The sequence below is a fragment of the Polaromonas sp. P2_G11 genome (genome assembly GCF_056403595.1).
On the sequence record NZ_JBFUFE010000006.1, the window covers coordinates 171,978 to 195,227 of the forward strand.

The window sequence follows — 23,250 nt, forward strand, 5'->3', positions numbered from 1 at the left end:
AGTACAGGAGAAGAAAACCATGATGCCCGAGTTCATACAAACCTACCGCAACCACGTGGCCGAGCGCGCCGCGCTGGGTATTCCCCCGCTGCCGCTGTCAGCCCAGCAGACCGGTGAGGTCATTGAGCTGCTGAAGAACCCACCCAAGGGCGAAGAGGCCTTTCTGGTGGAGCTGATCACGCACCGCGTGCCGGCCGGGGTTGATGCAGCCGCCAAGGTCAAGGCCAGCTATCTCGCTGCCGTGGCGCACGGTACCGAAAAGTGCTCGCTGATCTCCCGTGAAAAAGCCACACAGCTATTGGGCACCATGCTGGGCGGCTACAACATCAGCCCGATGGTCGAGCTGCTCGACGACGCTGAAGACAGCGTCGCCACGCAAGCAGCCAACGGCCTGAAGCACACGCTGCTGATGTTCGACCAGTTCCACGATGTGCAGGAAAAGGCCGGCAAGGGCAACAAATACGCCAAGGCCGTGTTGCAGAGCTGGGCCGATGCCGAGTGGTTCACCAGCCGCCCGGAAGTGCCAGAGTCGATCAAGCTCACCATTTTCAAGGTGGCTGGTGAAATCAACACCGACGATCTCTCCCCCGCACCCGACGCCTGGAGCCGCCCTGACATCCCGCTGCACGCGCTGGCCATGCACAAGAATGCCCGCCCCGGCGTGACGCCCGAAGAAGACGGCAAGCGCGGCCCGGTCAAGTTCATTGAAGAGCTGAAAGCCAAGGGCAACCTGGTGGCCTATGTGGGCGACGTGGTCGGTACCGGCTCCTCGCGCAAGTCCGCAACTAACTCGGTGTTGTGGTTCACCGGTGAAGACATTCCCTTTGTGCCGAACAAGCGTTTCGGCGGTGTCTGCCTCGGCTCGAAAATCGCCCCGATTTTCTACAACACCATGGAAGACTCGGGCGCGCTGCCGATCGAACTCGACGTGAGCCAGATGGCTATGGGCGATGTGATCGAACTGCGCCCCTATGAGGGCAAGGCGCTGAAAGACGGCAAGGTCATCGCCGAGTTCAAACTCAAGAGCGACGTGCTGTTTGACGAAGTGCGCGCCGGCGGCCGCATTCCGCTGATCGTCGGCCGCGGCCTCACGGCCAAGGCGCGTTTTGCGCTGGGCCTTCCCGTGTCTACCCAGTTCCGCTTGCCGCAGAACCCGGCCGACAACGGCCGCGGCTTTACGCTGGCACAAAAAATGGTTGGCCGTGCGGTCGGCTTGCCTGAAGGCCAGGGCGTACGCCCCGGCACGTACTGCGAGCCCAAGATGACTTCTGTCGGCTCGCAGGACACCACCGGTCCGATGACGCGCGACGAATTGAAAGACCTGGCTTGCCTGGGTTTCAGCGCCGACCTGGTGATGCAGTCCTTCTGCCACACGGCGGCTTATCCCAAGCCGGTCGATGTGAAGATGCACCACGAGCTGCCCGAGTTCATGAGCGACCGCGGTGGCATCCCGCTGCGTCCGGGCGACGGCATCATCCACAGCTGGCTCAACCGCATGCTGCTGCCCGACACCGTCGGCACCGGCGGCGATAGCCACACGCGTTTTCCCATCGGCATCAGCTTCCCCGCGGGCTCAGGCCTGGTGGCTTTCGGTGCTGCCACCGGCGTCATGCCGCTGGACATGCCTGAGTCGGTGCTGGTGCGCTTCAAGGGCGAAATGCAGCCCGGTATCACGCTGCGCGACCTGGTCAACGCAATCCCGTTGTACGCTATCAAGGCCAGCCTGCTGACGGTCGCCAAGCAAGGCAAGAAGAACATCTTCTCCGGCCGCATTCTGGAAATCGAAGGCTTGCCCGACCTGAAGGTCGAACAGGCGTTCGAGCTCTCCGACGCTTCCGCAGAGCGTTCCGCTGGCGGCTGCACGGTGCACCTGAACAAGGAACCTATCATCGAATACATCAACAGCAACATCACGATGCTGAAATGGATGATCGCCACGGGTTACTCGGATGTGCGTACCATCAAGCGCCGCATTGCCGCCATGGAAGCCTGGCTGGCCGACCCGCAGCTGCTCAAGGGCGATGCGGACGCCGAATATGCCGCCGTCATCGAGATCGACCTGGCCGACATCCACGAGCCTATCGTGGCCTGCCCGAACGACCCTGACGACGTGAAGACCCTGAGCGAAGTGGCTGGCAGCAAGATCGACGAAGTCTTTATCGGCAGCTGCATGACCAACATCGGCCATTTCCGCGCTGCCTCCAAGCTGCTCGAAAACAAGCGCGACATCCCCGTCAAACTGTGGATGGCGCCGCCGACCAAGATGGATGCCAAGCAGCTGACCGAAGAAGGCCACTACGGCGTGCTCGGCTCGGCCGGCGCCCGCATGGAAATGCCGGGTTGCAGCCTGTGCATGGGCAACCAGGCGCAGGTGAAAGAGGGCGCGACGGTGTTTTCCACCTCCACCCGCAACTTCCCGAACCGCCTCGGGAAAAACTCCAACGTCTACCTCGGTTCCGCCGAGCTGGCCGCGATCTGCTCCAAGCTGGGCCGCATCCCCACCAAGGCCGAATACATGGCCGACATGGGTGTGCTGACTGCTGCCAGCGACAAGATCTACCAGTACCTCAACTTCGACCAGGTCAAGGACTACACCGACATGGCTGACACCGTGAAGGACGGCGTAGCCGCTTAAGTGGACACCATGCCGGCGGCTTGACAGCCGCAAGCTGAAATGGAAGGATGAAGTGATGAAGAAACCGTCACTTCTTTCCTTCCTTTTTTTTGTTCTTTTTTCGGCCATCGGTGCAACCGCTCAAGCTCAAGATGCGCGCACCAACGCCTTCAACGACCCCTTCCTGCAGGTCACTTCGGCGATCAATCCATGCCCTGTGCCGGAGGGGCCGCTCTATACCGAGCAGGAGGTGCGTGACGTGGCCCATGTGCGGGCGCAGCACGGCGGCAGTTGCTACCGCGTGGGGCGCTGCCGCCTGGCCAACTCGTATTGGTACGACCAGGAAATCATTCCGCGCGTGTCGCAATACATCAAGCTCGATGGCCGTTTCGACGACACCAGCGTGTGGGTGCAGGGCGAGCGGCGCCTGGTTTTCCTCAAGGGTTGCGTCAAGACACGCGAACAATCGGAGGCGCTTGAAAAAGCCGTCTGGCTGGTCGATGACGTGATGGGCGTGGTGAATTACCTGCGCGTGGGTGATGAGCCCGTGCGCTATGTGCCGGCGCAGACTGAAAAGAAGTGAAGTGGGCTTGCCCCTTGCGCATGCAAAAAATCCCCGCAGTTTCCTGCGGGGATTTTTCATTGGGGGAGGCTATAGCCCCGACGGCAGCGGGTCTACCACCCGCAATTCCGAGCCGTCGACAAACTTCAGGTACCAGAACTCCGGTGACAGCGGCAGGTTGGGGTGTATGTGGCTGACATTGGCTGGCAGCACATAGACCGTGCTCGCGCCGTCGTCGGGCGGGGGTGCCAGGTAGTGGCGCTTGACCGCCACCAACCCGCCTATGGTGGAAACCACGGTGCCTATCGACTCGGTGACAGCATTGACGGTGGTGCCCTGGCCCAGCATGTGGATGGTGGTCTGGCCCATCAGGTCAGGACGTGAGGCTTCTATGTACAAGACTGCCGCGGTGTTGATGCGCAAATCGTCGGGCGCGCTGGGCTCAGTGGCTTTGTTGAAAGAGATAAAGGGCATGGATAGGGCCGGTTGGGGGACAGGTTTTCGGGCGAATTCTCAGGAAATATGCAGCTCTTTGTGCTCACCCAGCTTGCGCGGCAACTCGCCCAGGATGGCTGCCCTGGCCATTTTGGCCAGCTGCACCATCTTGCTTTCCTTCACGTCCCAGTATTCGGCGTGATGAATGCGCACTTCCAGCAGCGCCAGGTCCGGGTCGTTGACGCCCGCAGGAAACCAGGCGCGGGCAAGCGGTGACCAGAGTTCTTCTTTTTTCCCCTGGTCTTCCACGATCGCCGCCTGGCCCGACACCGATACGTAGCTGTCGGCGCCCGGGTCGGCGTACGACACGTTGACGTTGCCGTCCTGCTGCAGCCGCTGGGCCATCTCGCTTTTGCGTGAGATGAAGAAATACAGATGCGATTCCGCGTCAAGCGACTGGTTCTGCGTGGTCAGGGGATGGGCGTGCAACATGCCGCTGGCCTGGCGGTGCGTCAGCATGCCGAATTTGATGCCCTTGATCAGCTCCCAAAGGGTGTCGTGGTCTGATTTTGTTGCGCTCATGAAAACTCCCGTGGGTGGTGGCCAATGCGTCGATGCTAGGCATCATGCCGTTGGCCGCTCATCAGCGGGCGGCGCGGGCAGCTGTCAGCAAGTGCCGACAGCCCCCGGCTTCCAGCCGCAGCCTGTGTAAACCATCGCTCTACAGGGGAACTAATGGCGCGAGCGGTTACCATATAGATAGATGCAAGTAATTCGTATTTGTATTACGGCTTGCTTGCAGGCGCCCAAGGGCTTCAAGGCCTTCGCGCCCGGCCCGGTTCGGGCGAACCGGGCCGCTTTCATCTCTAAAAGGTGTTTCATGAAACTGTCGTTCCCATCTTTTGCCGGCGCCGTGCTGGCCGTCGGTCTACTGGCCGCGCCCCTGGCCTCCACGGCCCAAACCGTCACGCCCACCGCCGAAGGCATCGTGGTTTACAACGCCCAGCACGCCAGCCTGACCAAGGCCTGGGCTGAAGCCTTCAGCAAGGAAACCGGCATCAAGGTCACTTTGCGCAACGGCAGTGACACCGAGCTGGGCAACCAGATCGTGCAGGAAGGCAAAGCCTCGCCCGCTGATGTGTTCCTGACGGAGAATTCGCCGGCCATGGCGCTGGTCGACACGGCAGGGCTGTTCGCTCCGCTGGACGTGGCCACGCTGTCGGAAGTGCCTGCCAACTTCCGCCCCGCGCATGGCCGCTGGACGGGCATCGCCGCGCGCAGTACGGTGTTCGTCTACAACAAGGCCAAGCTCACGCCCGCACAGTTGCCCAAGTCCATGCTGGACCTGGCCACGCCCGCATGGAAAGGCCGCTGGGCTGCATCGCCTTCCGGCGCCGACTTCCAGGCCATCGTGAGCGCGCTGCTCGAACTCAAGGGCGAAGCCGCTACCGTCGCCTGGCTCAAGGCCATGAAGGAAAACGCCACGCCTTACAAAGGCAACGGCACCGTGCTCAAGGCCGTCAATGCAGGCCAGATCGAAGGCGGCGTGATCTATCACTATTACTACTACGGCGACCAGGCCAAGACCGGCGAGAACAGCAACAACGCCCAGTTGCATTACTTCCGCAACCAGGACCCTGGCGCTTTTGTGAGCATTTCCGGTGGCGGCGTGCTGGCCTCGAGCAAGCACCAACCCGAAGCGCAGGCCTTCGTGAAGTGGATTGCCGGCAAAGGCGGACAGGACATCCTGAAGACCGGCGACGCGTATGAGTACGCTGTTGGTACGGGCGTGCAGTCCAACCCCAAGCTGGTGCCGTTGGCTGAGCTGCAGGCGCCCAAGGTCGAGCCTTCCAAACTCAACAGCAAAAAAGTCACCGACCTGATGACCCAGGCCGGCCTGCTGTAAACCACTTCCAATCGCACCTAACCACTTCAGGTCCGCGGATCTGACACCTGCCTTGAGTGCCTTGCCATTTGATGTCGGCGCCGACTCCCTGAAGCCGGCGAGTGCGGCCCTGCTGCCTTCGCCTGCGGCCGGGCGCGGCGGCTGGCGCCTGTCGTGGGTGGGCAGCGCGGCCCTGCTGGTCTCGTTGCTCGCTTTGTTGCCGCTGGGTTTTGTCATCTGGGTCGGCATCCAGGCGGGTTGGGACACGGCCTCTGCGTTGATCTTCCGGCCCCGTGTTGGGGAGCTGCTCGTCAACACTGCTTTGCTGGTAGCGCTGACAGTGCCCTCGTGCGCCGTGCTGGCCGTGGCCCTGGCCTGGCTCACCGAGCGCAGCGACCTGCCCGGTGCGCGCACCTGGGCCTGGCTGGCCGTCGCGCCGCTGGCCGTGCCGGCTTTTGTGCACAGCTATGCCTGGATGACGGTCGCCCCCGGCCTGCACGGCTTGCCCGCCGGCGTGATGGTTTCGGTGATTGCCTACTTTCCATTTTTGTATTTGCCGGTGGCCGCGGCTTTGCGGCGGCTGGATCCGGGCATGGAAGACAGCGCCGCCTCGCTGGGCTTGAGCCCTTTGGCGGTGTTCTTCCGCGTGGTGCTGCCGCAGCTGCGGCTGGCGGTATGCGGCGGCTCACTGCTGGTAGGCCTTCACCTGCTGGCCGAGTACGGCCTTTACGTGATGATCCGTTTCGACACCTTCACCACGGCCATCGTCGACCAGTTCCAGTCGACCTACAACGGGCCTGCGGCCAACATGCTTTCCGGCGTGCTGGTGGTGTGCTGCTTCGCGTTGCTGGCACTGGAATCGGCCGCGCGCGGCAAGGAACGTTATGCGCGCGTAGGTTCCGGCGCCGCGCGCATGCCTTTCAAGCGCAGCCTGGGCCGCTTCACCGCACTCGGCCTGTTGCTGCCCGTGCTGGTCACCGCTCTGGCACTGGGCGTGCCGCTGGTTACCCTGGGCCGCTGGCTGGTGGCCGGCGGGGCTGCTGTATGGCGCGTGGATGAAATCGGCCCGGCGATTTTCCAGACCCTGGGGCTGGCGCTGGCCGGTGCGTTGCTGACCACATTGGCCGCTGTGCCCATGGCCTGGCTGTCGATACGCTCGCCCGGCCGGCTGCAGCGCGTGCTGGAGGCCTGCAACTACATGGTCGGTTCGCTGCCCGGTGTGGTGGTGGCGCTGGCGCTCGTCACGGTGACGGTGCGCATGCCGATTTACCAGACAGCGGTGACGGTGCTGCTGGCTTATTTGCTGATGTTTTTGCCACGCGCCCTCATCAGCCTGCGCGCCGGCATCGCGCAGGCGCCGGTGGAGCTGGAGCAGGCCGCGCGCAGCCTGGGCCGCACGCCCGTGCAGGCGCTGTGGGCCATCACCCTGCGGCTGGCCGCGCCCAGCGCGGCGGCCGGCGCGGCCCTGGTGGGCCTGGGGATCACCAACGAACTCACCGCCACGCTGATGCTCGCGCCCAACGGCACGCGCACCCTGGCAACTTCCTTCTGGGCCTACAGCAGCGAGATCGACTACGCCGCCGCCGCGCCCTATGCGCTCATCATGGTGCTGCTGTCGCTGCCCATGACGTGGCTGCTCTATACCCAATCCAAACGCACGGCGGGACGATGACAACTTCTCTTGAACTGAACGGCCTGCGCAAACACTATGGCCCCGTGGAAGCACTGGGCGGCGTTCACTTGCACGTGCCGGCCGGCAGCCGCACCGCCATCGTGGGTCCGTCGGGTTCCGGTAAAACCACCTTGCTGCGCATCATTGCCGGCTTCGAAGTGCCCGACGCCGGCCGCGTCGTGCTGGGTGGGCGGCAACTGGCCGACGGGCCGGAAGCCGTGCCGGCGCACCAGCGCGGCATCGGTTTTGTGCCGCAGGACGGCGCGCTGTTTCCGCATCTGACGATTGAGGGCAACGTCGGCTTTGGCCTGCCGCGCAATACGCCCCAGCGCGCTGAACGCATTGCCGAACTGATGGACATGGTCGCGCTCGACATCGCCATGCTCAGCCGTCGCCCGCATGAGTTGTCTGGCGGCCAGCAGCAGCGCGTGGCACTGGCTCGCGCGCTGGCCCAGCGCCCGCAGCTGATGTTGCTCGATGAGCCTTTTTCCGCCCTGGACACGGGCCTGCGCGCCAGCACCCGCAAAGCCGTCGCGCAATTGCTCAGCGGCGCCGGCATCACCACCATCCTGGTCACGCACGACCAGGCGGAGGCCCTGTCATTTGCCGACCAGGTAGCCGTGATGCGTGAAGGGCAACTGGTGCAGGCCGGTCGCCCGGTGGATCTTTATCTGCGGCCCCGTGATGCCGCGGTGGCCGGCTTCCTGGGCGAAGCCATCGTGCTGCCCGCGCGGCTGGCGGGCGGCTGGGCTGACTGCGCGCTGGGGCGAGTCGCGGTCAACGACGGCCAGCGCAGCGGTGCGGCGCAGATCATGCTGCGGCCAGAGCAACTGCAGGTGGCTGAAGTCCCGGCGCAGGCGGCCGCGCAAAGTGCGGATGCCGCTGCGTGCTACGGCGCGGTTATCGACACCGATTTTGGCGGTCCGGTCTGCGTGCTGTCGGTGCGCCTGGTGCGCGGCGCTGGCATGGTCACGGCAGAAGAAGCACCGGCGGCGACAGAGCTTGCTGCGTGGGACGCGCCGCTGCTGGTGCGCAGCTCCGGCCTGCATGCCCCGGCGCCGGGCGCCATGGTTCGCATCACGGTGGCCGGCGAGGCCCATGTGTTCGTATAAGCCGGCTGCGTGCCGGTTCCCGGGAATTTAAGTAAATAGTGGCCGTAACCCAATAAAAACGGGCGCAAGCAGCTATTAAATTAATAGCATTTTGCCTGTCTCTACGGGTGCGATGAACCAGCTGGCGGCGGACGTTTTCCCGGTACGCCCGCGCAAGGGGCATGGTTCGACCAATACATGCCTTGTTACGAATCTCTAAGGTGTCTTACACAGGTCTTTGGGTATATTGTGTACGGTGTACACAAATTAATGGCTATGCACTTGCACGCCGGCAACTTGGTCGGTTGTTGCGGCGTTTCAGGTGACAAACCGCTTACCCAAGGAGATTTCCCATGGCTCGTTACGTAGATGGATTCATCGTTGCCGTCCCCGCCAAGAAAGTGGAGGACTACCGCAAGCTGTCCCGCAAGGCCGGCAAGATCTGGAAGGAGTACGGCGCGATCGAATACACCGAGTGCATCGCCGACGACGTGAAACCGGGCAAGGTCACGTCCTTTCCGCAAAGCGTCAAGCTCAAGGCCGGCGAGGTGGTGGTGTTCTCGTGGATCACCTACAAGTCACGCAAGCAGCGCGACAGCGTCAACAAAAAGGTCATGTCCGACCCGCGCCTGGAGGCCATGATGGATCCGAAGAATCTGCCCTTCGATGGCAAGCGGATGATTTTTGGCGGCTTCAAGACCATCGTCGAGCTTTAAAGCCCGGACGCGCGGACTCTAGCTCTGCGCCGCCAGCGCGTGCAGCGCCTGGCGCGTGAAGTCATCCGCCGGGAAAAACGTCTCCATTGCCAACTCCTGCAGCGTCACATCCACCGGCGAGCCGAAGATGGTGGTCGTGCTGATGAAGCTCAAAACGCCTGAAGGCGTGTTGAGCTTGAAAGGCATCACAACGCCTGGATGCTCGCCTTCCAGATTCGGCCCCTTGGCTTCTTCCGGCACCGGGTAGGCCTTCAGTTCTTCCAGCAACGCCACCAGCGCCGGGTCGGCCGTGGCCGTGATCTGCTGGCGCAGGCGTTCAAACAAATGGTCGCGCCACTGCAGCAGGTTGGCGATGCGCGGCGCCAGGCCCTTGGGGTGCAGGCTCAGGCGCAGCACGTTGACGGGGGCTTCCAGCAGCGACGCATCGGCGCCCGCCAGCAGGTGCGGCACCATGCGGTTGGTCGCCACGATGTTCCAGTGGCGGTCCAGGGCCAGGGCCGGGTAGGGCTCATGGCTTTTCAGCAGCAGCTCCACCGCCTGGCGGGCCGAAGCCAGCGCCGGGTCATTCAGCGGCCGCTCGCGGTACATGGGCGCGTAGCCGGCCGCCACCAGCAGCGCATTGCGCTCGCGTAGCGGAATGTCCAGCCGCTCCGACAGGCGCAGCACCATCTCGCGGCTGGGCACCGAGCGGCCGGTTTCCACAAAACTCAAATGCCGCGTCGAGATGTCGGCCTCGTGGGCCAGGTCCAGCTGGCTCAGGCGCCGGTGCTGGCGCCAGTGGCGCAAGTGGTCGCCAAAGGGTTGGGCCGCGCGCGGCGCGGGGCGGGTAGGGTGATGAATGCTGGCAGTCATGGCGCCATCCTAAAGCCATGAAGCTGGTTTTCCATTACCTGCCAGGTTATCGACGAGCAGCCGGTGCGCAGGAATGATGACCCCCATGCGCACCGACCCGGCGGCCCGGCGCGCTGATCGCTATTCCCTATGACCGGCTGCCAGCACTTTCAGGAGTTTTGCCATGTCTTCGAGTTCCATCCTTTCCTCTCCCAACTTCCTGCGCAATGTGCTGCGTGTGGATGCGCTGTCGTGCATCGCTTGCGGCGTATTGCAAGTCGCCTTTCCAGCCGCGATGGCCCGCATGCTGAACCTGCCCGAGGGCCTGATTGCCTACACCGGAGAGTTCCTGCTGGTCTATGCGGCAGTCGTTGCGGTTGTTTCAACGCGTAATCCTTTGCCGCGCGGCGTTATCTGGGCGCTGGTGGCTGGCAATATCGGCTGGGCGCTGGCCTGTGTACTGTTGCTGGTGAGTGGTCACGTGTCGCCTTCGATGCTGGGCGTGGGCTATGTGGTCATACAGGCGCTGACGGTGGCGGTGCTGGCCGAGCTTCAGTACTTCGGCCTGCGCCGCGCGGCGCCCCAGCCGGCCTGGTGAGAACGCACAAGACTCGGTAGAGGGGCAGGGTATGCGGCGCCGGACTCCCACGGAGCCGCAGTGCCTGCCAGAATGGGGGCTGCCGTCAATAAAAAGGAGTCCGCCATGGCCAAACCGCCTCCCCACGCTTTTTCCTCCACGCTCAAAAGCTTCAAGACCGCCTCCGGCAAAACCGGCAAGTTCTACTCCCTGCCGGAACTCGCCAAACAGTTTCCCAAAGTTTCCCGCCTGCCGGTGTCCATGCGCATCGTGCTTGAGTCGGTGCTGCGCAATTGCGAGGGCAAAAAGGTCACGGCCGAACACGTGGCGCAACTAGCCCACTGGCTGCCCCAGGCCGAGCGCACCGAAGAGATCCCGTTTGTTGTCTCGCGCGTGGTGCTGCAGGACTTCACCGGTGTGCCGCTGCTGGCCGACCTGGCCGCCATGCGCAGCGTGGCGCTGAAGCTGGGCAAGAACCCTAAAGCCATCGAGCCGCTGGTACCAGTCGACCTGGTGGTCGACCACTCCATCATGGTCGACTACTACGGCAAGAAAAATTCGTTGGACCTCAACATGAAGCTGGAGTTCCAGCGCAACCGTGAGCGCTACGAGTTCATGAAATGGGGCATGCAGGCCTTTGACACCTTTGGCGTAGTGCCGCCGGGCTTCGGCATCGTGCACCAGGTCAACCTTGAATACCTCTCGCGCGGCGTGCATAAAAGCAGGGACGGCGTGTACTATCCCGACTCGCTGGTGGGCACCGACAGCCACACCACCATGATCAACGGCATCGGCGTGGTTGCCTGGGGCTGCGGCGGCATCGAGGCCGAAGCCGCCATGCTGGGCCAGCCCGTCTACTTCCTCACGCCCGACGTCGTGGGCTTTGAGCTGACGGGCCGTCTGCGCGAAGGCGTCACCGCCACCGACCTCGTGCTGCGCGTGACCGAGCAGTTGCGCAAGGAAAAGGTCGTCGGCAAGTTTGTCGAATTTTTCGGCGAGGGCACGCGCACGCTGGCCTTGCCGGACCGCGCCACTATCGGCAACATGGCGCCCGAATACGGCGCCACCATGGGATTCTTCCCGGTCGACGAAAAAACGATCGACTACTTCAAGGGCACGGGCCGCACCAGGGAAGAGATCGAAGCCTTCGAGGCCTACTTCAAGGCGCAGGGCCTCTTCGGCGTGGCCAGGGCCGGCGAGATCGATTACTCGCACGTGGTCAAGCTGGACCTGGGCGATGTCACGCCCAGCCTGGCCGGCCCCAAGCGCCCGCAAGACCGAATCGAGCTCGGCAACGTCGCCAGCCAGTTCAAGTCGCTGTTCAGCAAGTCGATTGCCGAGAACGGTTTTAACCAGCCCGCCGGCATGCTCAACACCCGCCACCTGGTGCGCCGCACCGATGAAGGCCGGCTGGACACGCTGCCGTCCGCACCGCCCACACCGGCCGGTGCCGCACGCCCCGTGATGGAGATGGAAGGCAACCGCCCCACACTGGCGCACGCACGCGCCAGCAACACCACGGACGCGCCCGCCAAGGCGCAGACCGAGGTGGTGCATTCCGCCCCCGGCATCACGGTGGGCAACGGCGACGTGCTGATCGCCGCCATCACCAGTTGCACCAACACCTCCAACCCCAGCGTGCTGCTGGCCGCCGGCCTGCTGGCCAAGAAGGCGGTGGAAGCCGGCCTGAAGGTGCAGCCGCACATCAAGACCTCGCTGGCCCCTGGCTCGCGCATCGTGACCGAGTACCTCACCGAGACCGGCCTGCTGCCTTACCTGGAGAAGCTCGGCTTCGCACTGGCCGGCTACGGTTGCACCACCTGCATCGGCAATGCCGGCGACCTGACGCCCGAACTCAATGAAGCCATCAGCAAGAGCGACCTGGTCTGCGCGGCCGTGCTTTCGGGCAACCGCAACTTCGAGGCGCGCATCCATCCCAACCTCAAGGCCAACTTTCTGGCCAGCCCGCCGCTGGTGGTGGCCTACGCCATTGCCGGCACGGTGATGCGCGACCTGATGACCGAACCCGTCGGCAAAGGCAAGGGCGGCAAGGACGTGTACCTGGGCGACATCTGGCCGACCAGCGACGAGATCTACAAGCTCATGAAGTACGCGATGAACGGAAAGGCCTTTCGCGCCAATTACGCCAAGGTCAAGACCGAGCCCGGCAAGCTCTGGGAAAACATCAAGGGCGTCAAAGGCACGTCTTACACCTGGCCGGCCAGCACCTACATCGCCGAGCCGCCTTTCTTCAAGGACTTCACCATGAAAGCGGGCGAGGCGGGCAGCGTGTCCGTCAAGGGTGCGCGCATCATGGCGCTGTTTGCCGATTCCATCACCACCGACCACATCTCGCCGGCCGGCTCCATCAAGGCCAGCTCGCCGGCAGGCCTCTGGCTGCAGGCCAACGGCGTGCAGAAGGCCGACTTCAACAGCTACGGTGCGCGCCGCGGCAACCACGACGTGATGATGCGCGGCACGTTTGCCAATGTGCGCATCAAAAATTTGATGATTCCGCCCGATGCGGAAGGCTCGCGCGAAGAAGGCGGTGTCACGTTGTTCCAGCCCGGCAACGAAAAGATGTTCATCTACGACGCTGCCATGAAGTACATGGACCAAGGCACTCCCACCGTGATCTTTGCTGGAGAAGAATACGGCACAGGTTCGTCGCGCGACTGGGCCGCCAAAGGCACGCAGCTGCTCGGCATCAAGGCCGTGGTGGCGCGCAGCTTTGAACGCATTCACCGCAGCAACCTGGTGGGCATGGGCGTGCTGCCCCTGCAGTTCAAGCCGGGTGATTCGTGGCAGACCTTGAAGCTCACCGGAAATGAAGTCATTGACGTGATTCCGCACCCTGAGCTCAAGCCGCAAAGCGAAGCCAAACTGGTCATCACGCGCGCCGACGGTTCTCGCGAGGAAGTCACCGTGATACTGCGCGTGGACACACCCATTGAGGTCGACTACTACCGCAACGGCGGAATTTTGCCGTTCGTGCTGCGACAGTTGCTCGCTTGATGTTCAGACAAGCCCTGATAGCCGGCGGCGGCATCGGCGGATTGGCGGCGGCGCTCGCGGTATCGCGCGCCGGCTGGTACGTCCGCCTGTTTGAACGCGCCAGCGCCTTCAGCGAAGTCGGCGCCGGCATCCAGCTCGGTCCCAATGTCGTCAAAGTGCTGCATGGCTGGGGGCTGGCCGACGCGCTCCAGGCCGTGGCTGCCATTCCCGAGCGCCTGCAGGTGCGAAGTGCCATATCGGGCCAGCTGCTGGGCGAGTTGCCGCTTGGCGCCGCTATGGCCCAGCGTTATGGCGCGCCTTACCTCTCCATTCATCGCGCCGACCTTCACGGCCTGCTGCTGCAGGCCGTGCAGCAGCACGCCGACGTGAAGCTGCATCTGAGCCGGCCTCTGCAGTCCTTCAGCCAGACCGCGCAAGCCGTCACGGTGCAGGCCGACGACGGCCCTGGCATTGAAGGCGACGCCCTCATAGGTGCTGACGGCATCTGGAGCACAGTGCGCCAGGAACTGCTGGGTGACGGTCTGCCACGCCGCACCGGCCACCTGGCTTACCGTGCCCTGGTGCGGCAATCCGATCTACCTGAATTGCTCAGGAGCCGGCAGATCACGGTCTGGCTGGGGCCGCGCATGCACGTGGTGCAGTACCCGGTGCGCGGCGGTGAATGGCTCAATGTGGTGGCCATCGTGCAGGGTGAAGCCGCTGCCGAAGCCGACCTCTGGGACCACAGTGCCAACACCTCCGATCTGGGTGCGGCGACGGCCGGCTGCTGTGCCGCGCTGCGCGAGGTACTGGATGCCATCGGGGGCTGGCGCTTGTGGGTGCTGCACGACCGCGCGCCGATGCGGGGTGCCCACCAGCACGCTGTAGGCCGTGTGGCCTTATTGGGCGACGCCGCCCATCCGATGCGGCCTTACCTCGCGCAAGGCGCCGGCATGGCGATCGAAGACGCCGCCGAGCTAGGCCATGTTTTGGCCCAGGCGCTGGACCCGGCGTTTGACGTACCCACCATGCTGCAGCGCTACGCGCTCAACCGCTGGCAGCGCAATGCGCGCGTGCAGGCGCGGGCTTTGCGTAATGGGCAGATATTTCACGCCAGTGGGGTGTCGCGGTGGGGCAGGGATACCGCAATGCGTCTGTTGGGTGAGAAGCTGCTGGATATGCCCTGGCTGTATGGGGCAAGCCCAACCTACCTTGACGGGCATTGAGCTGTAGGACGACGGCTGTTTGCCCAGGCCTTGCACGGTTGATACGCGCTTTCACCGCGGGCAGTGCGTCAATTTGTGGTCCGGGCTTCATGACGGCAAGGAATTCCGCCCGGACTGGGAAAAAAACTCGCGGGACCGCGGTCACGCCTGGGTGAAGTTTTGGGGACGCTTGCAGATGCGGCCGCTATTTATTCACGGGATCTTGTTTTTCTCGGACTTTGGAACTTGTATGTACTTCCTCATCCTGTCGAATTTTTCATCGTAAACCAGCACAGTGTCCCTCTGTTCGGGCCGGAGAATTCTCAAGCTGTTGTACCTGGTTTCCACTTTCTCTTCAGTGTTCATGAAAATCTTGTGATCCCACCGCTCTTCCGGGTCTTTATAAACAGTTTCGATGATGACCTTGCCCGGAAAAACTTCGTTAAATGCGATGTAGTACTCCGGATGAAGGGAAGGATCGTTCTTTCTGAGGAGCACCAGGAGGAGGTAGGCATCGTTCAGTCCTTCCCGCGTGTCCTTGAGCAGAATGGCGATTTCTTTCTTGTCCTGGCCGCTGAAATCGCCTTCCCTTAACAGGCTTGAGTATTTGAGATTTCCGGAATTCACGAACCGATAGGCCGCTCCTTCATCGGATGAATAGAAATCGAGAAGCTTTTCTTTGACGCCATACGGCAATTCCTTGAGATAAAACGCATCGAAGTCGCTGCCGTATTTTCTGCTGAAGTCTTCTGCTGAAATCAGGTAGTTGTCATTAAGCAAGGCTGGCAGCAGGGTGGGGTATTCAGCAGCACCCTTCATCGCGAGCTTTAAATAGGCTTTCCAGTTTTCCTGGCCGACCTTCGTTTGATACTTTTCCAGGTCCTGAGGTGTATTCGTTTCAATCAGCGAGTACCCGCGTTGCTTTTCGCCCTTGCCGTCTTTGCAGGTAACGCAATAGATGGTTTCACCAAAACTGAGGTTGTAGAGTTTTTCAGGAAGCTGGTCGTACTCTTTTTTGTAGCTTGCATCCAGGAGTTTTCCCTTGGTGATATGACCGGTATCGCCGGTAAAGATGGCGAGTGTCTTTGACTCGGCGACAGCCTTCGCCGCCGTATCTCCCGTTGTCTTTCCCGTTGTATTTCCTGTCGTATCCGCTAACGCGGCATATCTATCCCCTTCGTGCGTGAAGTCGTAGACGTAGTGTTTGAAATATTCAAAATCGTTCTTGGCAAAAAAACAAGCGAGCGCAAACACAAGCAATGCAAGCGCCGCTAAAGTCTTTTTAGTCCTGGATAACGTCGAAAAATTCATGGATCAGATGGGTGACAGGTATTTAAGACAACAGACGAACAAGTCTGCTGATGGAAGGGCAGCTATCGTGAAATGCAGTCAAGTATTGAACCGGACCGCCGAAGTATCGCTGACTATTTTGACTGGCACAACGGGGCAGGATCGCGTGCAAGCATGGATCGAATCACCCTAAAGCAAAGTCGGCGCTCAAGGTTTCCCTCCCCAATCACGTCATCCTGGATGACGCATCGCAATGGTAGATCGACGATGAAAATGACGATTGCTGAAACGCCTTGTTGCATTTGCTATAAAAATAGTAGCTGCTTGCGCAAGTCCTTCAAGGGCTCTGGCTACTATTCTTATGGATTTCCTGCAAATCCGTGCGCAGCTTCCATATCTCCGGAAACAACACGACATCCAGCATCTTGCGCAGGAAGCTGACGCCGCCGATGCCGCTGCTAGTGGTGACCTACGCCATTGCCGGCAGCGTGATGCGCAACCTGATCGGGTGCCCACCAGCATGCCGTGGGCCGCGGGATGGTGCGATGGGGGCGGGATGTGGCGATGAAGGTATTGGGAGAGAAGATGTTGGATTTGCTTCGGTTGTATGGACCGACAAGCAGGCGTTCCCGATGATCGGAAAAACAATCGGGATTTATGGATTACGTTTCCGGGCAGCCCTAGTCCGCGTAGGCCCCCGCCGCCTTGATCACCGGCGTCCAGCGTGCAATTTCGCTGTGCAAGTATTCGCGATGACCCGCGGGTGTGTTGCGCGCATCCCGAACCACATCGATTCCTGAAGCGAGCTGTGCCCGTTTGAATGCGTCCGTCTGGATTGCGCCCAGCAATGCAGCGTTGATTCTGGTTTGTACCGCCTGAGGCGTGTTCTTCGGCGCATACAAGCCGTACCAGACGCCAAGCCGGACGGAGGGAATCCCGAATTTCTCGAGCGTCGGGATCGCCGAGGCGCCGGGAACGGTGAGTGGCTTGGCTGATGTCACGCCGACGGGCCTGGTTTTTCCGCTAAATACATGAGGGAGCACATTGGCTGTCAAATCGCACATCAGGTCTACATGGCCTCCCAGTAAATCCGCCAACGCCGGTGCGGTCCCGCGATAGGGAACGGTGGTCATGCCGATGCCCAGCGAAGACTGCAGGAGAAGGCCGCACAGATGCGACGCCGACCCAATGCCGCCGTTGGCAAGCTTGACCTGTGGTTGCGTGGCTATCCACCGCACCAGCTCAACCGCTGAGCCCGTAGCTATCTGTGGGCGCGTCACCAGCATCAGTGGCGATTCAGCCATGATGCCCAAAGGTTCGAAGTCCGTCTCCGGGTTGAAACCGAGGCGGCGGTATAGCGCAGGGGCTGTCGCCATCCCGATATGGTTCAACAGCAGGGTATAGCCGTCGGCAGCCGCACGCAAGGCGATGGTACTGCCCAGGTTGCCGCCGGCGCCTGACAGGTTCTGGATGATGATGGATTGCCCTAACTGCTTTTCCAGCGGTAAGGCAAGCTCCCGCGCGAGCTTGTCCATAGGACCTCCTGCGGGGTAGGGAACAATCAATGTCACCGGTTTCGAGGGGTAAACACCTTGCGCCTGCGCGCCCATGCCGCATGCCAGCAAGGCCCAAAAAACCAGTGAAAACAGTTTCTTGCTCATAAGTTTCTCCAGTGTTACCGGTACTTTTCAGACTGGCATGCGAAGGGCCGCATAGCCGACGGCCGAGGCCCGCAGGGCTCGCCGCGCCTGCGTCGCTGCCAGGCATTTCTCGATGATGGCCGGCTCCGATGTAAAGGGCGTACCACCTGGAAAGGGCGGCTTGGGGTCGTATTCGATCTGGAGCTGGATTTGCTTGGCTGTTTCGTCTCCCTTCAGCATTGCGACGACCTTCAAGGCCATGTCGATGCCGGATGTCACGCCGCCCGCCGTGAAGATATTTCCGTCCACACACATGCGCTCTCTGGTGACGATGGCACCGAACGCCGGCAGAAAATCGATGGCCTGCCAGTGGCAGGTGCTTCGCCTGCCCTTGAGAAGGCCCGCGGCGCCGAGCAGCAACGAACCCGTACAGATACCGAAGATGTACTTCGCTGACTTTGCTTGCCTGCGGGTGAAATTGACCCACTCGGCGTCCAGTATGGCGTCGTCGGTTCCAGGTCCCCCCGGCACCACCAGCAGGTCGCAGGGCGGTGCGTTTGCGATGGTCGTGGTGGGTGTCAGCGTGAGGCCGCGGTCCGAGCGGACTGGCTCCAGTGACTTCCCTACGAGCTCGACATGCACCCCCGGCACACGTGCCAGGACTTCAAAGGGCCCTGTCAAATCAAGTTGTGTCAGTGCATTGAAGAGAATAATATTAACTTTCATGAACACCCTCCTTAATACGCTGACGGTAAGGCCAGGTGCCGCAGGGACAGTGCCAAAAGCGGGCGAATGTGCGCCAAAATGGGTGGCATTTCTCTTGTTTGACGGCTTCCAGCCCATTGACCTCGCCGGGCCGTGGCAGGCATTTGCCACGGCAAATGAAGAGGTGGGCGTTCCGGCGTATCGCCTGATCACTGTGGCACGGAAGGACGTTGTAACGAGCGCCGATGGTGCACTGAAAATCCATGTGGACCACGATCTGGGGGCTGCCGCGGCATTGCCGATCGATGCGCTGGTGGTGCCGGGCGGTGGCGGTATCCATGCGGCATGTGCCGATCTTCAATTGGTCAACTGGCTGCGGGAAAGAGACCAGGCCACACGTAGAACCTGCAGCGTTTGCACGGGGGCCTTCCTGCTCGCCGCCACCGGGCTGTTGAGTGGCCGGGAGGTCACCACCCACTGGCGATCCGCCGAGAGATTGCAGCGGGACTTTCCGGACCTCAGGGTTAACGACGACAAGATCTACTGCGAAAGCGGCAAGTACTGGACCACGGCGGGTGTTACCGCCGGCATCGACCTCGCGCTGGCCCTTATCGAGCGCGACCATGGCGCCGACATCTCGCAGCGTGTCGCGCGGCGGCTGCTTGTCTATTTACGCAGGGACGGCGATCAGCGCCAGTACAGCCAGGCCCTGAGGATTCAGGATCGGGCCGTTGCACCATTTCGCCAGTTGATCGAGTTGTTGCAGGCCCGGCTTGATCACGAATGGTCCGTCGACGAGATGGCGGATATGTGCAATATGTCCCGGCGCACTTTTCAGCGCAAGTTTGCGGAAAACTTCGGCATGGGTCCCATAGCCGCACTCAACAGCTTGCGGTGTGAACAGGCGGAAATCCTCGCCAGCTCGGGGTGTCTGTCGGGGAAGGAAGTCCAGAGGCATACCGGATCGACCCGGGGTATTTCCAGGACGGCGGCCGCAGCGCGTAATCGTGCCGGCGGCGCTTGCTGATCACCAAAGCCCCAGAGTCCGCCACCTGTATCCATCGCGCCTATAAGTCAGTCCGCAACTTCCATATCTCCGGAAACAGGACTACATCCAGCATCTTGCGCAGGTAGCTGACGCCGCCCGTCCCACCAGTCCCTCGCTTGAACCCGATCACGCGCTCCACAGTCGTGACATGCCGGAAGCGCCAGAGCCGGAAAGCGTCTTCCAGGTCAGTGAGTTCTTCGCCGAGCTGGTACAGGTCCCAGTACTTCTTGGGGTCGCGATACACCACGAGCCAGGCCTGCTCAACCTCATCGCTTTCGGCATAACCTTGCGTCCAGTCACGCTGCGTATGGCTGGCCGGTACGGCCAGGCCGCGGCGGGCCAGCAGGCGCAGGGCTTCGTCATAGAGTGACGGGGTCTCATACGCGGCTTGTACCTGCGCGAGCAGGTCGGGCCGGTGCGCATGCGGCTTGAGCATGGCGGCGTTCTTGTTGCCGAGCGCGAATTCGATGCAGCGGTATTGCGCGCTTTGAAAGCCGCTGGAGTTGGCCAGGTAAGGGCGAATCGCGCTGTACTCGGGCGGCGTCATGGTGGCCAGCACGTCCCAGGCGTGCACCAGCTGCTCCATGATCTTGCTCACGCGTGCCAGCATCTTGAAGGCGCCGCCCAGCTCGTCTTTCGCGACGTTGGCGATCGCGGCGCGCAGTTCGTGCAGCATCAGCTTCATCCAGAGTTCGCTGGTCTGGTGCTGGATGATAAACAGCATTTCGTTGTGGTCGGGCGAGAGCGGTTTTTGCGCGCCCAGGATTGCGTCGAGCTGCAGGTAGTCGCCATAGCTCATCGAGTGACTGAAGTCGAGCTGCGCTTTTTCGTCGCGCACGATGTCTGCCGGCCGTTGTGTGTTCATGGATGATCTTTCACGGAAAAGCGATCTGGGTATTGAAACAAGCAGGGGCCGCAGGCGCAGCGGTCCCTCTTGTGATGAAAGGGGCAGGGAGAAGCCGCAGGCTGCACGCAGTGGACGACCGTGGGGGCCATGTCATCATGTGACCGCGTGCTTCTGGTTGAACTCGGATTTTTGCCATTCGGCGGTTTCCAGCACCTGCTTCAACTGTTCGACGGCGTTCCAGACGTCCTCAAAACCGATGTAGAGCGGTGTGAAGCCGAAGCGGAGGATGTCGAGGTGCTTGCCGGCGCCGCCGTCTCCGGCGCGGAAGTCGCCGATGACGCCGCGCGCGATCAGCGCTTGCACGATGGCGTAGGCGCCCTGGGTTTTGGTCAGGCAGACCTGTGAGCCACGCCGGGAATGTTCGCGCGGTGTGGCCAGGCCCAGGCCGTGGCCCGCGCAGCGTTCTTCCACGAGTTGAATAAACAGGTCGGTCAGTGCCAGCGATTTTTTGCGCAGGGCCTGCATGCCGCCGAATGCCTCGGCGGCCAGCACGGTGTCCAGCCCGCACTCCAGCGCGGTCATGCTCAGGATGGGCTGGGTGCCGCACAGATAACGTGCGATTCCTGCAGCGGGGCGGTAGTCCGGAGTGAATTCAAAAGGTGCTGCATGGCCCCACCAGCCGGCCAGCGGCTGCCAGAAGCGGTCTGCGTGTTTGGGGTTGACCCAGACAAAGGCCGGTGCGCCGGGGCCCCCGTTAAGGTATTTGTAGCCGCAGCCAATCGAGAAATCGGCTTTCGCCGCATTCAGGTCCACCGGCACGGCGCCCGCGCTGTGGGCCAGGTCCCAGACGGTGAGTGCGCCTGCTGCATGCGCTGCGGCGGTGACGGCGGCCATGTCGTGCATGGCGCCGGTGCGGTAGTTCACGTGGGTCAGCATCAGCACGGCCACTTCGCTGGTGAGCGCGGCGGCAATCTCTTCGGGCTCGACCAGTCGCAGCCGAAAGCCGCGTTCCCGGCACAGGGCTTCGGCGATGTAGAGGTCGGTCGGGAAGTTGCTGCGCTCGCTGACGATGACCTTGCGCGTGGACGCGTCCTGGGCCGCGATGTGCAGTGCAGCGCTCAGCACCTTGTAGAGGTTGATGGAGGTGCTGTCGGTGGCCACTACTTCGCCGGGGGCTGCACCTATCAGCCGGGCAATCTTGTTGCCCAGGCGTTGCGGCAGCTCAAACCAGCCGGCACTGTTCCAGGAGCGTATCAGGCCCTGGCCCCATTCGGCGGTCACGGCTTCAGCGACGCGAGCGGCGGCTGTTTTGGGCAGCACGCCCAGCGAATTGCCGTCGAGGTAGATCACATCTTCGGGCAGGGTGAATTGCCGGCGCAGCGTGCGCAGCGGGTCTTGCGCATCGAGGGCGCGGCAGTCTTGCAAAGTGCTCATGGAGTGGTCTTCATGGAAGTTCACGCAGGACTGCGCGAACGGGTGAGGCGTCGGCCCGGGTGAGTTTGAGCGGCAGGGCAATGAGTTCGTAGTCGCCTTCGGCTACGTCGTCGAGCACCAGGTTTTCGAGCACGCGCAGGCCGTGCGCCAGCAACTGGTGGTGGCTGGGCAAGTCCTGGCTGGTGGCCGGGTCCACGCTGGGCGTGTCAATGCCGACAAGTGCTATGTTTTTGGTAGCTAGCAGCGCAAGCGTGGCGGGGGCTATGGCCGTAAATGATGCCCATGACTGACTGGCTGCCGCTGAGGTACGCAGCAACACGCGGGGCGGCAGGTTTTCCAGCGCGTGGGCGATGTGTTCCGGCTGCACCAGCGGGCCGCAGTCCATGCAGTGGATCACGCGGCACGGCCCGAGGTAGGGCGCGAGGTCGAGTTCGCCGACGCTGGTTTCACCGTTGGCATAGTGCAGCGGCGCATCGGCATGCGCGCCGGTATGGGGCGAAAGTGTGATGCTGTTGACGTTGACCGGGCAGTCCGGCGTCAGCGAAAAATGCAACTGCTGCGAATAGGCCGTGTCGCCGGGGAACACCGCGGCGTTTTCATCCACCGACGGTGAGATGTCCCAGAGTTTTCGCGGTGGTGATGTGGTGGAAGCGGAGGTGCGGGCTGTCATGGGTGCAAAGGTAGCACCGGCAAAAAAGCCGTGGTGTCGGTTATTTCCAACAATCTCGAAAATAGTTGAAACCTAAAGTACCTGGCAAAAGCGGACGGCGCAGTCGTCGGGCGCGGCCTGTGGAACCCGTCAGCCTCGGGCACAATTAAAGGCTGTAGCGCTCGTTGCGGCATCGATTGACCAGAGCGCCTTTACAACCCCCTTCAAAGAGACAAAGGCACACCATGAATTCCGAGAACAAGTCCAGCGGCAAAGTCGCACTCGTCACCGGCGCGGGCACTGGCATTGGCAAGGCTGTGGCCCTGGCCCTGCTGCGTGAAGGCTACAGCGTGGCGCTGGTGGGCCGCCGCGCCGAGCCGCTCAACGAGGTTGCCAAAGAATCGGGCACAGACCGCGCGCTGGCTTTGCCAACCGACGTGAGCCAGCCCGACTCCGTGGCGGCGGCATTCGCCAGGGTCAAGGAAAAGTTCGGCCGGCTGGACTTGCTGTTCAACAACGCCGGTGTGGGCGCGCCGCCCGTCAACCTCGAAGACATCACGTTTGAGCAGTGGACCAATGTGGTCAACATCAACCTGACCGGCTCCTTCCTCTGTGCGCAGGCCGCCATCAAGTTGATGAAAGACCAGTTGCCCCAAGGCGGCCGCATCATCAACAACGGCTCGATTTCGGCCCATGCGCCTCGGCCCAACTCAGCGCCCTATACCTCCACCAAGCACGCCATCACGGGCCTGACGAAATCCATCTCGCTGGACGGGCGCAAGTACAACATCGCCTGCGGCCAGATCGACATCGGCAACGCCATGACAGAGCTCGCGGCCCGCATGGCCAAGGGCGTGCCCCAGGCCAACGGCGAGATCGCCATTGAGCCGATGATGGATGCGAAGGAAGTCGCCGATGCGGTGGTGCACATGGCGTCGTTGCCGTTGTCAACCAATGTGCAGTTCATGACCATCATGGCCACGAAGATGCCGTTTGTGGGCCGCGGTTGAGGGATGTTGTGTTGAGCCCGGCGCATATTGCTCAAGGTATGCATG

The 23,250-nt window shown here is 62.2% G+C and carries 20 protein-coding genes; 11 read left to right on the forward strand and 9 right to left on the reverse strand.

Annotated features, from left to right (window positions below; translation table 11 throughout):
* Positions 1-19: 19 nt before the first annotated feature.
* On the forward strand, positions 20-2,635 hold the full coding sequence (locus tag AC1DWQ_RS20890) for a bifunctional aconitate hydratase 2/2-methylisocitrate dehydratase (RefSeq protein ID WP_477671360.1): 2,616 nt from the start codon (positions 20-22) through the stop codon (positions 2,633-2,635).
* A 55-nt stretch (positions 2,636-2,690) separates the two neighbouring features.
* Positions 2,691-3,197, forward strand: a complete 507-nt coding sequence (locus AC1DWQ_RS20895; RefSeq protein ID WP_477671361.1) for a BON domain-containing protein — start codon at positions 2,691-2,693, stop codon at positions 3,195-3,197.
* A gap of 69 nt (positions 3,198-3,266) precedes the next feature.
* Here the strand turns inward: AC1DWQ_RS20895 and AC1DWQ_RS20900 are convergent, their stop codons facing one another.
* Together AC1DWQ_RS20900 and AC1DWQ_RS20905 are read right to left on the reverse strand one after the other, a co-directional pair.
* Positions 3,267-3,650, reverse strand: a complete 384-nt coding sequence (locus tag AC1DWQ_RS20900; RefSeq protein ID WP_477671362.1) for a hypothetical protein — start codon at positions 3,648-3,650, stop codon at positions 3,267-3,269.
* Between the two features lie 39 nt (positions 3,651-3,689).
* On the reverse strand, positions 3,690-4,193 hold the full coding sequence (locus AC1DWQ_RS20905; protein WP_477671363.1) for a pyridoxamine 5'-phosphate oxidase family protein: 504 nt from the start codon (positions 4,191-4,193) through the stop codon (positions 3,690-3,692).
* A 298-nt stretch (positions 4,194-4,491) separates the two neighbouring features.
* Between AC1DWQ_RS20905 and AC1DWQ_RS20910 the strand changes: the two genes are divergently transcribed.
* From AC1DWQ_RS20910 to AC1DWQ_RS20925, 4 genes are all read left to right on the forward strand, one after another.
* Complete coding sequence (locus tag AC1DWQ_RS20910; RefSeq protein ID WP_477671364.1) at positions 4,492-5,517, forward strand: iron ABC transporter substrate-binding protein; 1,026 nt, start codon at positions 4,492-4,494, stop codon at positions 5,515-5,517.
* Positions 5,518-5,569: 52 nt separating this feature from the next.
* Positions 5,570-7,168, forward strand: a complete 1,599-nt coding sequence (locus tag AC1DWQ_RS20915) for an ABC transporter permease (protein WP_477671365.1) — start codon at positions 5,570-5,572, stop codon at positions 7,166-7,168.
* On the forward strand, positions 7,165-8,280 hold the full coding sequence (locus AC1DWQ_RS20920) for an ABC transporter ATP-binding protein (RefSeq protein ID WP_477671366.1): 1,116 nt from the start codon (positions 7,165-7,167) through the stop codon (positions 8,278-8,280). Before AC1DWQ_RS20915 ends, AC1DWQ_RS20920 begins: the two co-directional genes overlap by 4 nt.
* Before the next feature lie 332 nt (positions 8,281-8,612).
* Positions 8,613-8,975 (forward strand): DUF1428 domain-containing protein, encoded by a 363-nt coding sequence (locus AC1DWQ_RS20925; RefSeq protein ID WP_457279322.1) that lies wholly within the window; start codon positions 8,613-8,615, stop codon positions 8,973-8,975.
* Positions 8,976-8,993: 18 nt separating this feature from the next.
* Here the strand turns inward: AC1DWQ_RS20925 and AC1DWQ_RS20930 are convergent, their stop codons facing one another.
* Complete coding sequence (locus AC1DWQ_RS20930; RefSeq protein ID WP_477671367.1) at positions 8,994-9,827, reverse strand: helix-turn-helix domain-containing protein; 834 nt, start codon at positions 9,825-9,827, stop codon at positions 8,994-8,996.
* A 163-nt stretch (positions 9,828-9,990) separates the two neighbouring features.
* Between AC1DWQ_RS20930 and AC1DWQ_RS20935 the strand changes: the two genes are divergently transcribed.
* The 3 genes from AC1DWQ_RS20935 (at position 9,991) to AC1DWQ_RS20945 (ending at position 14,603) form a co-directional block, all read left to right on the forward strand.
* Positions 9,991-10,404 carry a hypothetical protein gene (locus AC1DWQ_RS20935; protein WP_477671368.1) on the forward strand — a complete coding sequence of 138 codons (414 nt, stop codon included), beginning with the start codon at positions 9,991-9,993 and terminating at the stop codon, positions 10,402-10,404.
* 105 nt (positions 10,405-10,509) lie between these two features.
* Positions 10,510-13,398 (forward strand): aconitate hydratase, encoded by a 2,889-nt coding sequence (locus tag AC1DWQ_RS20940; RefSeq protein WP_477671369.1) that lies wholly within the window; start codon positions 10,510-10,512, stop codon positions 13,396-13,398.
* Positions 13,398-14,603, forward strand: coding sequence for an FAD-dependent monooxygenase (locus AC1DWQ_RS20945; RefSeq protein WP_477671370.1), 1,206 nt, complete (start codon positions 13,398-13,400; stop codon positions 14,601-14,603). The genes AC1DWQ_RS20940 and AC1DWQ_RS20945 overlap by 1 nt, the downstream gene beginning before the upstream one ends.
* 192 nt (positions 14,604-14,795) lie before the next feature.
* Here the strand turns inward: AC1DWQ_RS20945 and AC1DWQ_RS20950 are convergent, their stop codons facing one another.
* From AC1DWQ_RS20950 to AC1DWQ_RS20960, 3 genes are all read right to left on the reverse strand, one after another.
* Entirely contained in the window at positions 14,796-15,893 is a 1,098-nt protein-coding gene (locus tag AC1DWQ_RS20950; RefSeq protein WP_477671371.1) for a hypothetical protein, read from the reverse strand.
* 659 nt (positions 15,894-16,552) lie between these two features.
* Positions 16,553-17,533 carry a tripartite tricarboxylate transporter substrate-binding protein gene (locus tag AC1DWQ_RS20955; protein ID WP_477671372.1) on the reverse strand — a complete coding sequence of 327 codons (981 nt, stop codon included), beginning with the start codon at positions 17,531-17,533 and terminating at the stop codon, positions 16,553-16,555.
* Between the two features lie 27 nt (positions 17,534-17,560).
* Positions 17,561-18,238: a DJ-1/PfpI family protein gene (locus AC1DWQ_RS20960; RefSeq protein WP_477671373.1), complete on the reverse strand. Its 678-nt coding sequence runs from the start codon at positions 18,236-18,238 to the stop codon at positions 17,561-17,563.
* Between the two features lie 82 nt (positions 18,239-18,320).
* On the opposite strand from AC1DWQ_RS20960, the gene AC1DWQ_RS20965 reads away from it, so the two are divergent.
* Entirely contained in the window at positions 18,321-19,244 is a 924-nt protein-coding gene (locus AC1DWQ_RS20965) for a GlxA family transcriptional regulator (RefSeq protein WP_477671615.1), read from the forward strand.
* A gap of 40 nt (positions 19,245-19,284) precedes the next feature.
* Here AC1DWQ_RS20965 and kynA read toward each other — a convergent pair whose 3' ends face one another.
* The 3 genes from kynA to kynB form a co-directional block, all read right to left on the reverse strand.
* Positions 19,285-20,130: a tryptophan 2,3-dioxygenase gene (gene kynA, locus AC1DWQ_RS20970; protein WP_477671374.1), complete on the reverse strand. Its 846-nt coding sequence runs from the start codon at positions 20,128-20,130 to the stop codon at positions 19,285-19,287.
* 135 nt (positions 20,131-20,265) lie between these two features.
* Positions 20,266-21,546: a kynureninase gene (gene kynU / locus AC1DWQ_RS20975; RefSeq protein WP_477671375.1), complete on the reverse strand. Its 1,281-nt coding sequence runs from the start codon at positions 21,544-21,546 to the stop codon at positions 20,266-20,268.
* A 10-nt stretch (positions 21,547-21,556) separates the two neighbouring features.
* Positions 21,557-22,216 (reverse strand): arylformamidase, encoded by a 660-nt coding sequence (gene kynB, locus AC1DWQ_RS20980; RefSeq protein WP_477671376.1) that lies wholly within the window; start codon positions 22,214-22,216, stop codon positions 21,557-21,559.
* A 224-nt stretch (positions 22,217-22,440) separates the two neighbouring features.
* Between kynB and AC1DWQ_RS20985 the strand changes: the two genes are divergently transcribed.
* The gene (locus AC1DWQ_RS20985; RefSeq protein WP_477666272.1) at positions 22,441-23,205 is read left to right on the forward strand and encodes an SDR family oxidoreductase; all 765 of its coding nucleotides are present in this window, start codon (positions 22,441-22,443) and stop codon (positions 23,203-23,205) included.
* Positions 23,206-23,250: the final 45 nt, after the last annotated feature.

Excerpts from the sequence above, each read along its gene's own strand:
- AC1DWQ_RS20925 (WP_457279322.1), top strand. The coding sequence starts at position 8,613 with ATGGCTCGTTACGTAGATGGATTCATCGTTGCCGTCCCCGCCAAGAAA.
- AC1DWQ_RS20945 (WP_477671370.1), top strand. The coding sequence starts at position 13,398 with ATGTTCAGACAAGCCCTGATAGCCGGCGGCGGCATCGGCGGATTGGCG.
- AC1DWQ_RS20950 (WP_477671371.1), bottom strand. The coding sequence starts at position 15,893 with ATGAATTTTTCGACGTTATCCAGGACTAAAAAGACTTTAGCGGCGCTT.
- AC1DWQ_RS20920 (WP_477671366.1), top strand. The coding sequence starts at position 7,165 with ATGACAACTTCTCTTGAACTGAACGGCCTGCGCAAACACTATGGCCCC.
- AC1DWQ_RS20955 (WP_477671372.1), bottom strand. The coding sequence starts at position 17,533 with ATGAGCAAGAAACTGTTTTCACTGGTTTTTTGGGCCTTGCTGGCATGC.
- kynA (WP_477671374.1), bottom strand. The coding sequence starts at position 20,130 with ATGAACACACAACGGCCGGCAGACATCGTGCGCGACGAAAAAGCGCAG.
- AC1DWQ_RS20940 (WP_477671369.1), top strand. The coding sequence starts at position 10,510 with ATGGCCAAACCGCCTCCCCACGCTTTTTCCTCCACGCTCAAAAGCTTC.
- AC1DWQ_RS20890 (WP_477671360.1), top strand. The coding sequence starts at position 20 with ATGATGCCCGAGTTCATACAAACCTACCGCAACCACGTGGCCGAGCGC.
- AC1DWQ_RS20960 (WP_477671373.1), bottom strand. The coding sequence starts at position 18,238 with ATGAAAGTTAATATTATTCTCTTCAATGCACTGACACAACTTGATTTG.
- AC1DWQ_RS20905 (WP_477671363.1), bottom strand. The coding sequence starts at position 4,193 with ATGAGCGCAACAAAATCAGACCACGACACCCTTTGGGAGCTGATCAAG.
- AC1DWQ_RS20985 (WP_477666272.1), top strand. The coding sequence starts at position 22,441 with ATGAATTCCGAGAACAAGTCCAGCGGCAAAGTCGCACTCGTCACCGGC.
- AC1DWQ_RS20895 (WP_477671361.1), top strand. The coding sequence starts at position 2,691 with ATGAAGAAACCGTCACTTCTTTCCTTCCTTTTTTTTGTTCTTTTTTCG.
- AC1DWQ_RS20935 (WP_477671368.1), top strand. The coding sequence starts at position 9,991 with ATGTCTTCGAGTTCCATCCTTTCCTCTCCCAACTTCCTGCGCAATGTG.
- AC1DWQ_RS20910 (WP_477671364.1), top strand. The coding sequence starts at position 4,492 with ATGAAACTGTCGTTCCCATCTTTTGCCGGCGCCGTGCTGGCCGTCGGT.
- kynU (WP_477671375.1), bottom strand. The coding sequence starts at position 21,546 with ATGAGCACTTTGCAAGACTGCCGCGCCCTCGATGCGCAAGACCCGCTG.
- kynB (WP_477671376.1), bottom strand. The coding sequence starts at position 22,216 with ATGACAGCCCGCACCTCCGCTTCCACCACATCACCACCGCGAAAACTC.
- AC1DWQ_RS20930 (WP_477671367.1), bottom strand. The coding sequence starts at position 9,827 with ATGACTGCCAGCATTCATCACCCTACCCGCCCCGCGCCGCGCGCGGCC.
- AC1DWQ_RS20900 (WP_477671362.1), bottom strand. The coding sequence starts at position 3,650 with ATGCCCTTTATCTCTTTCAACAAAGCCACTGAGCCCAGCGCGCCCGAC.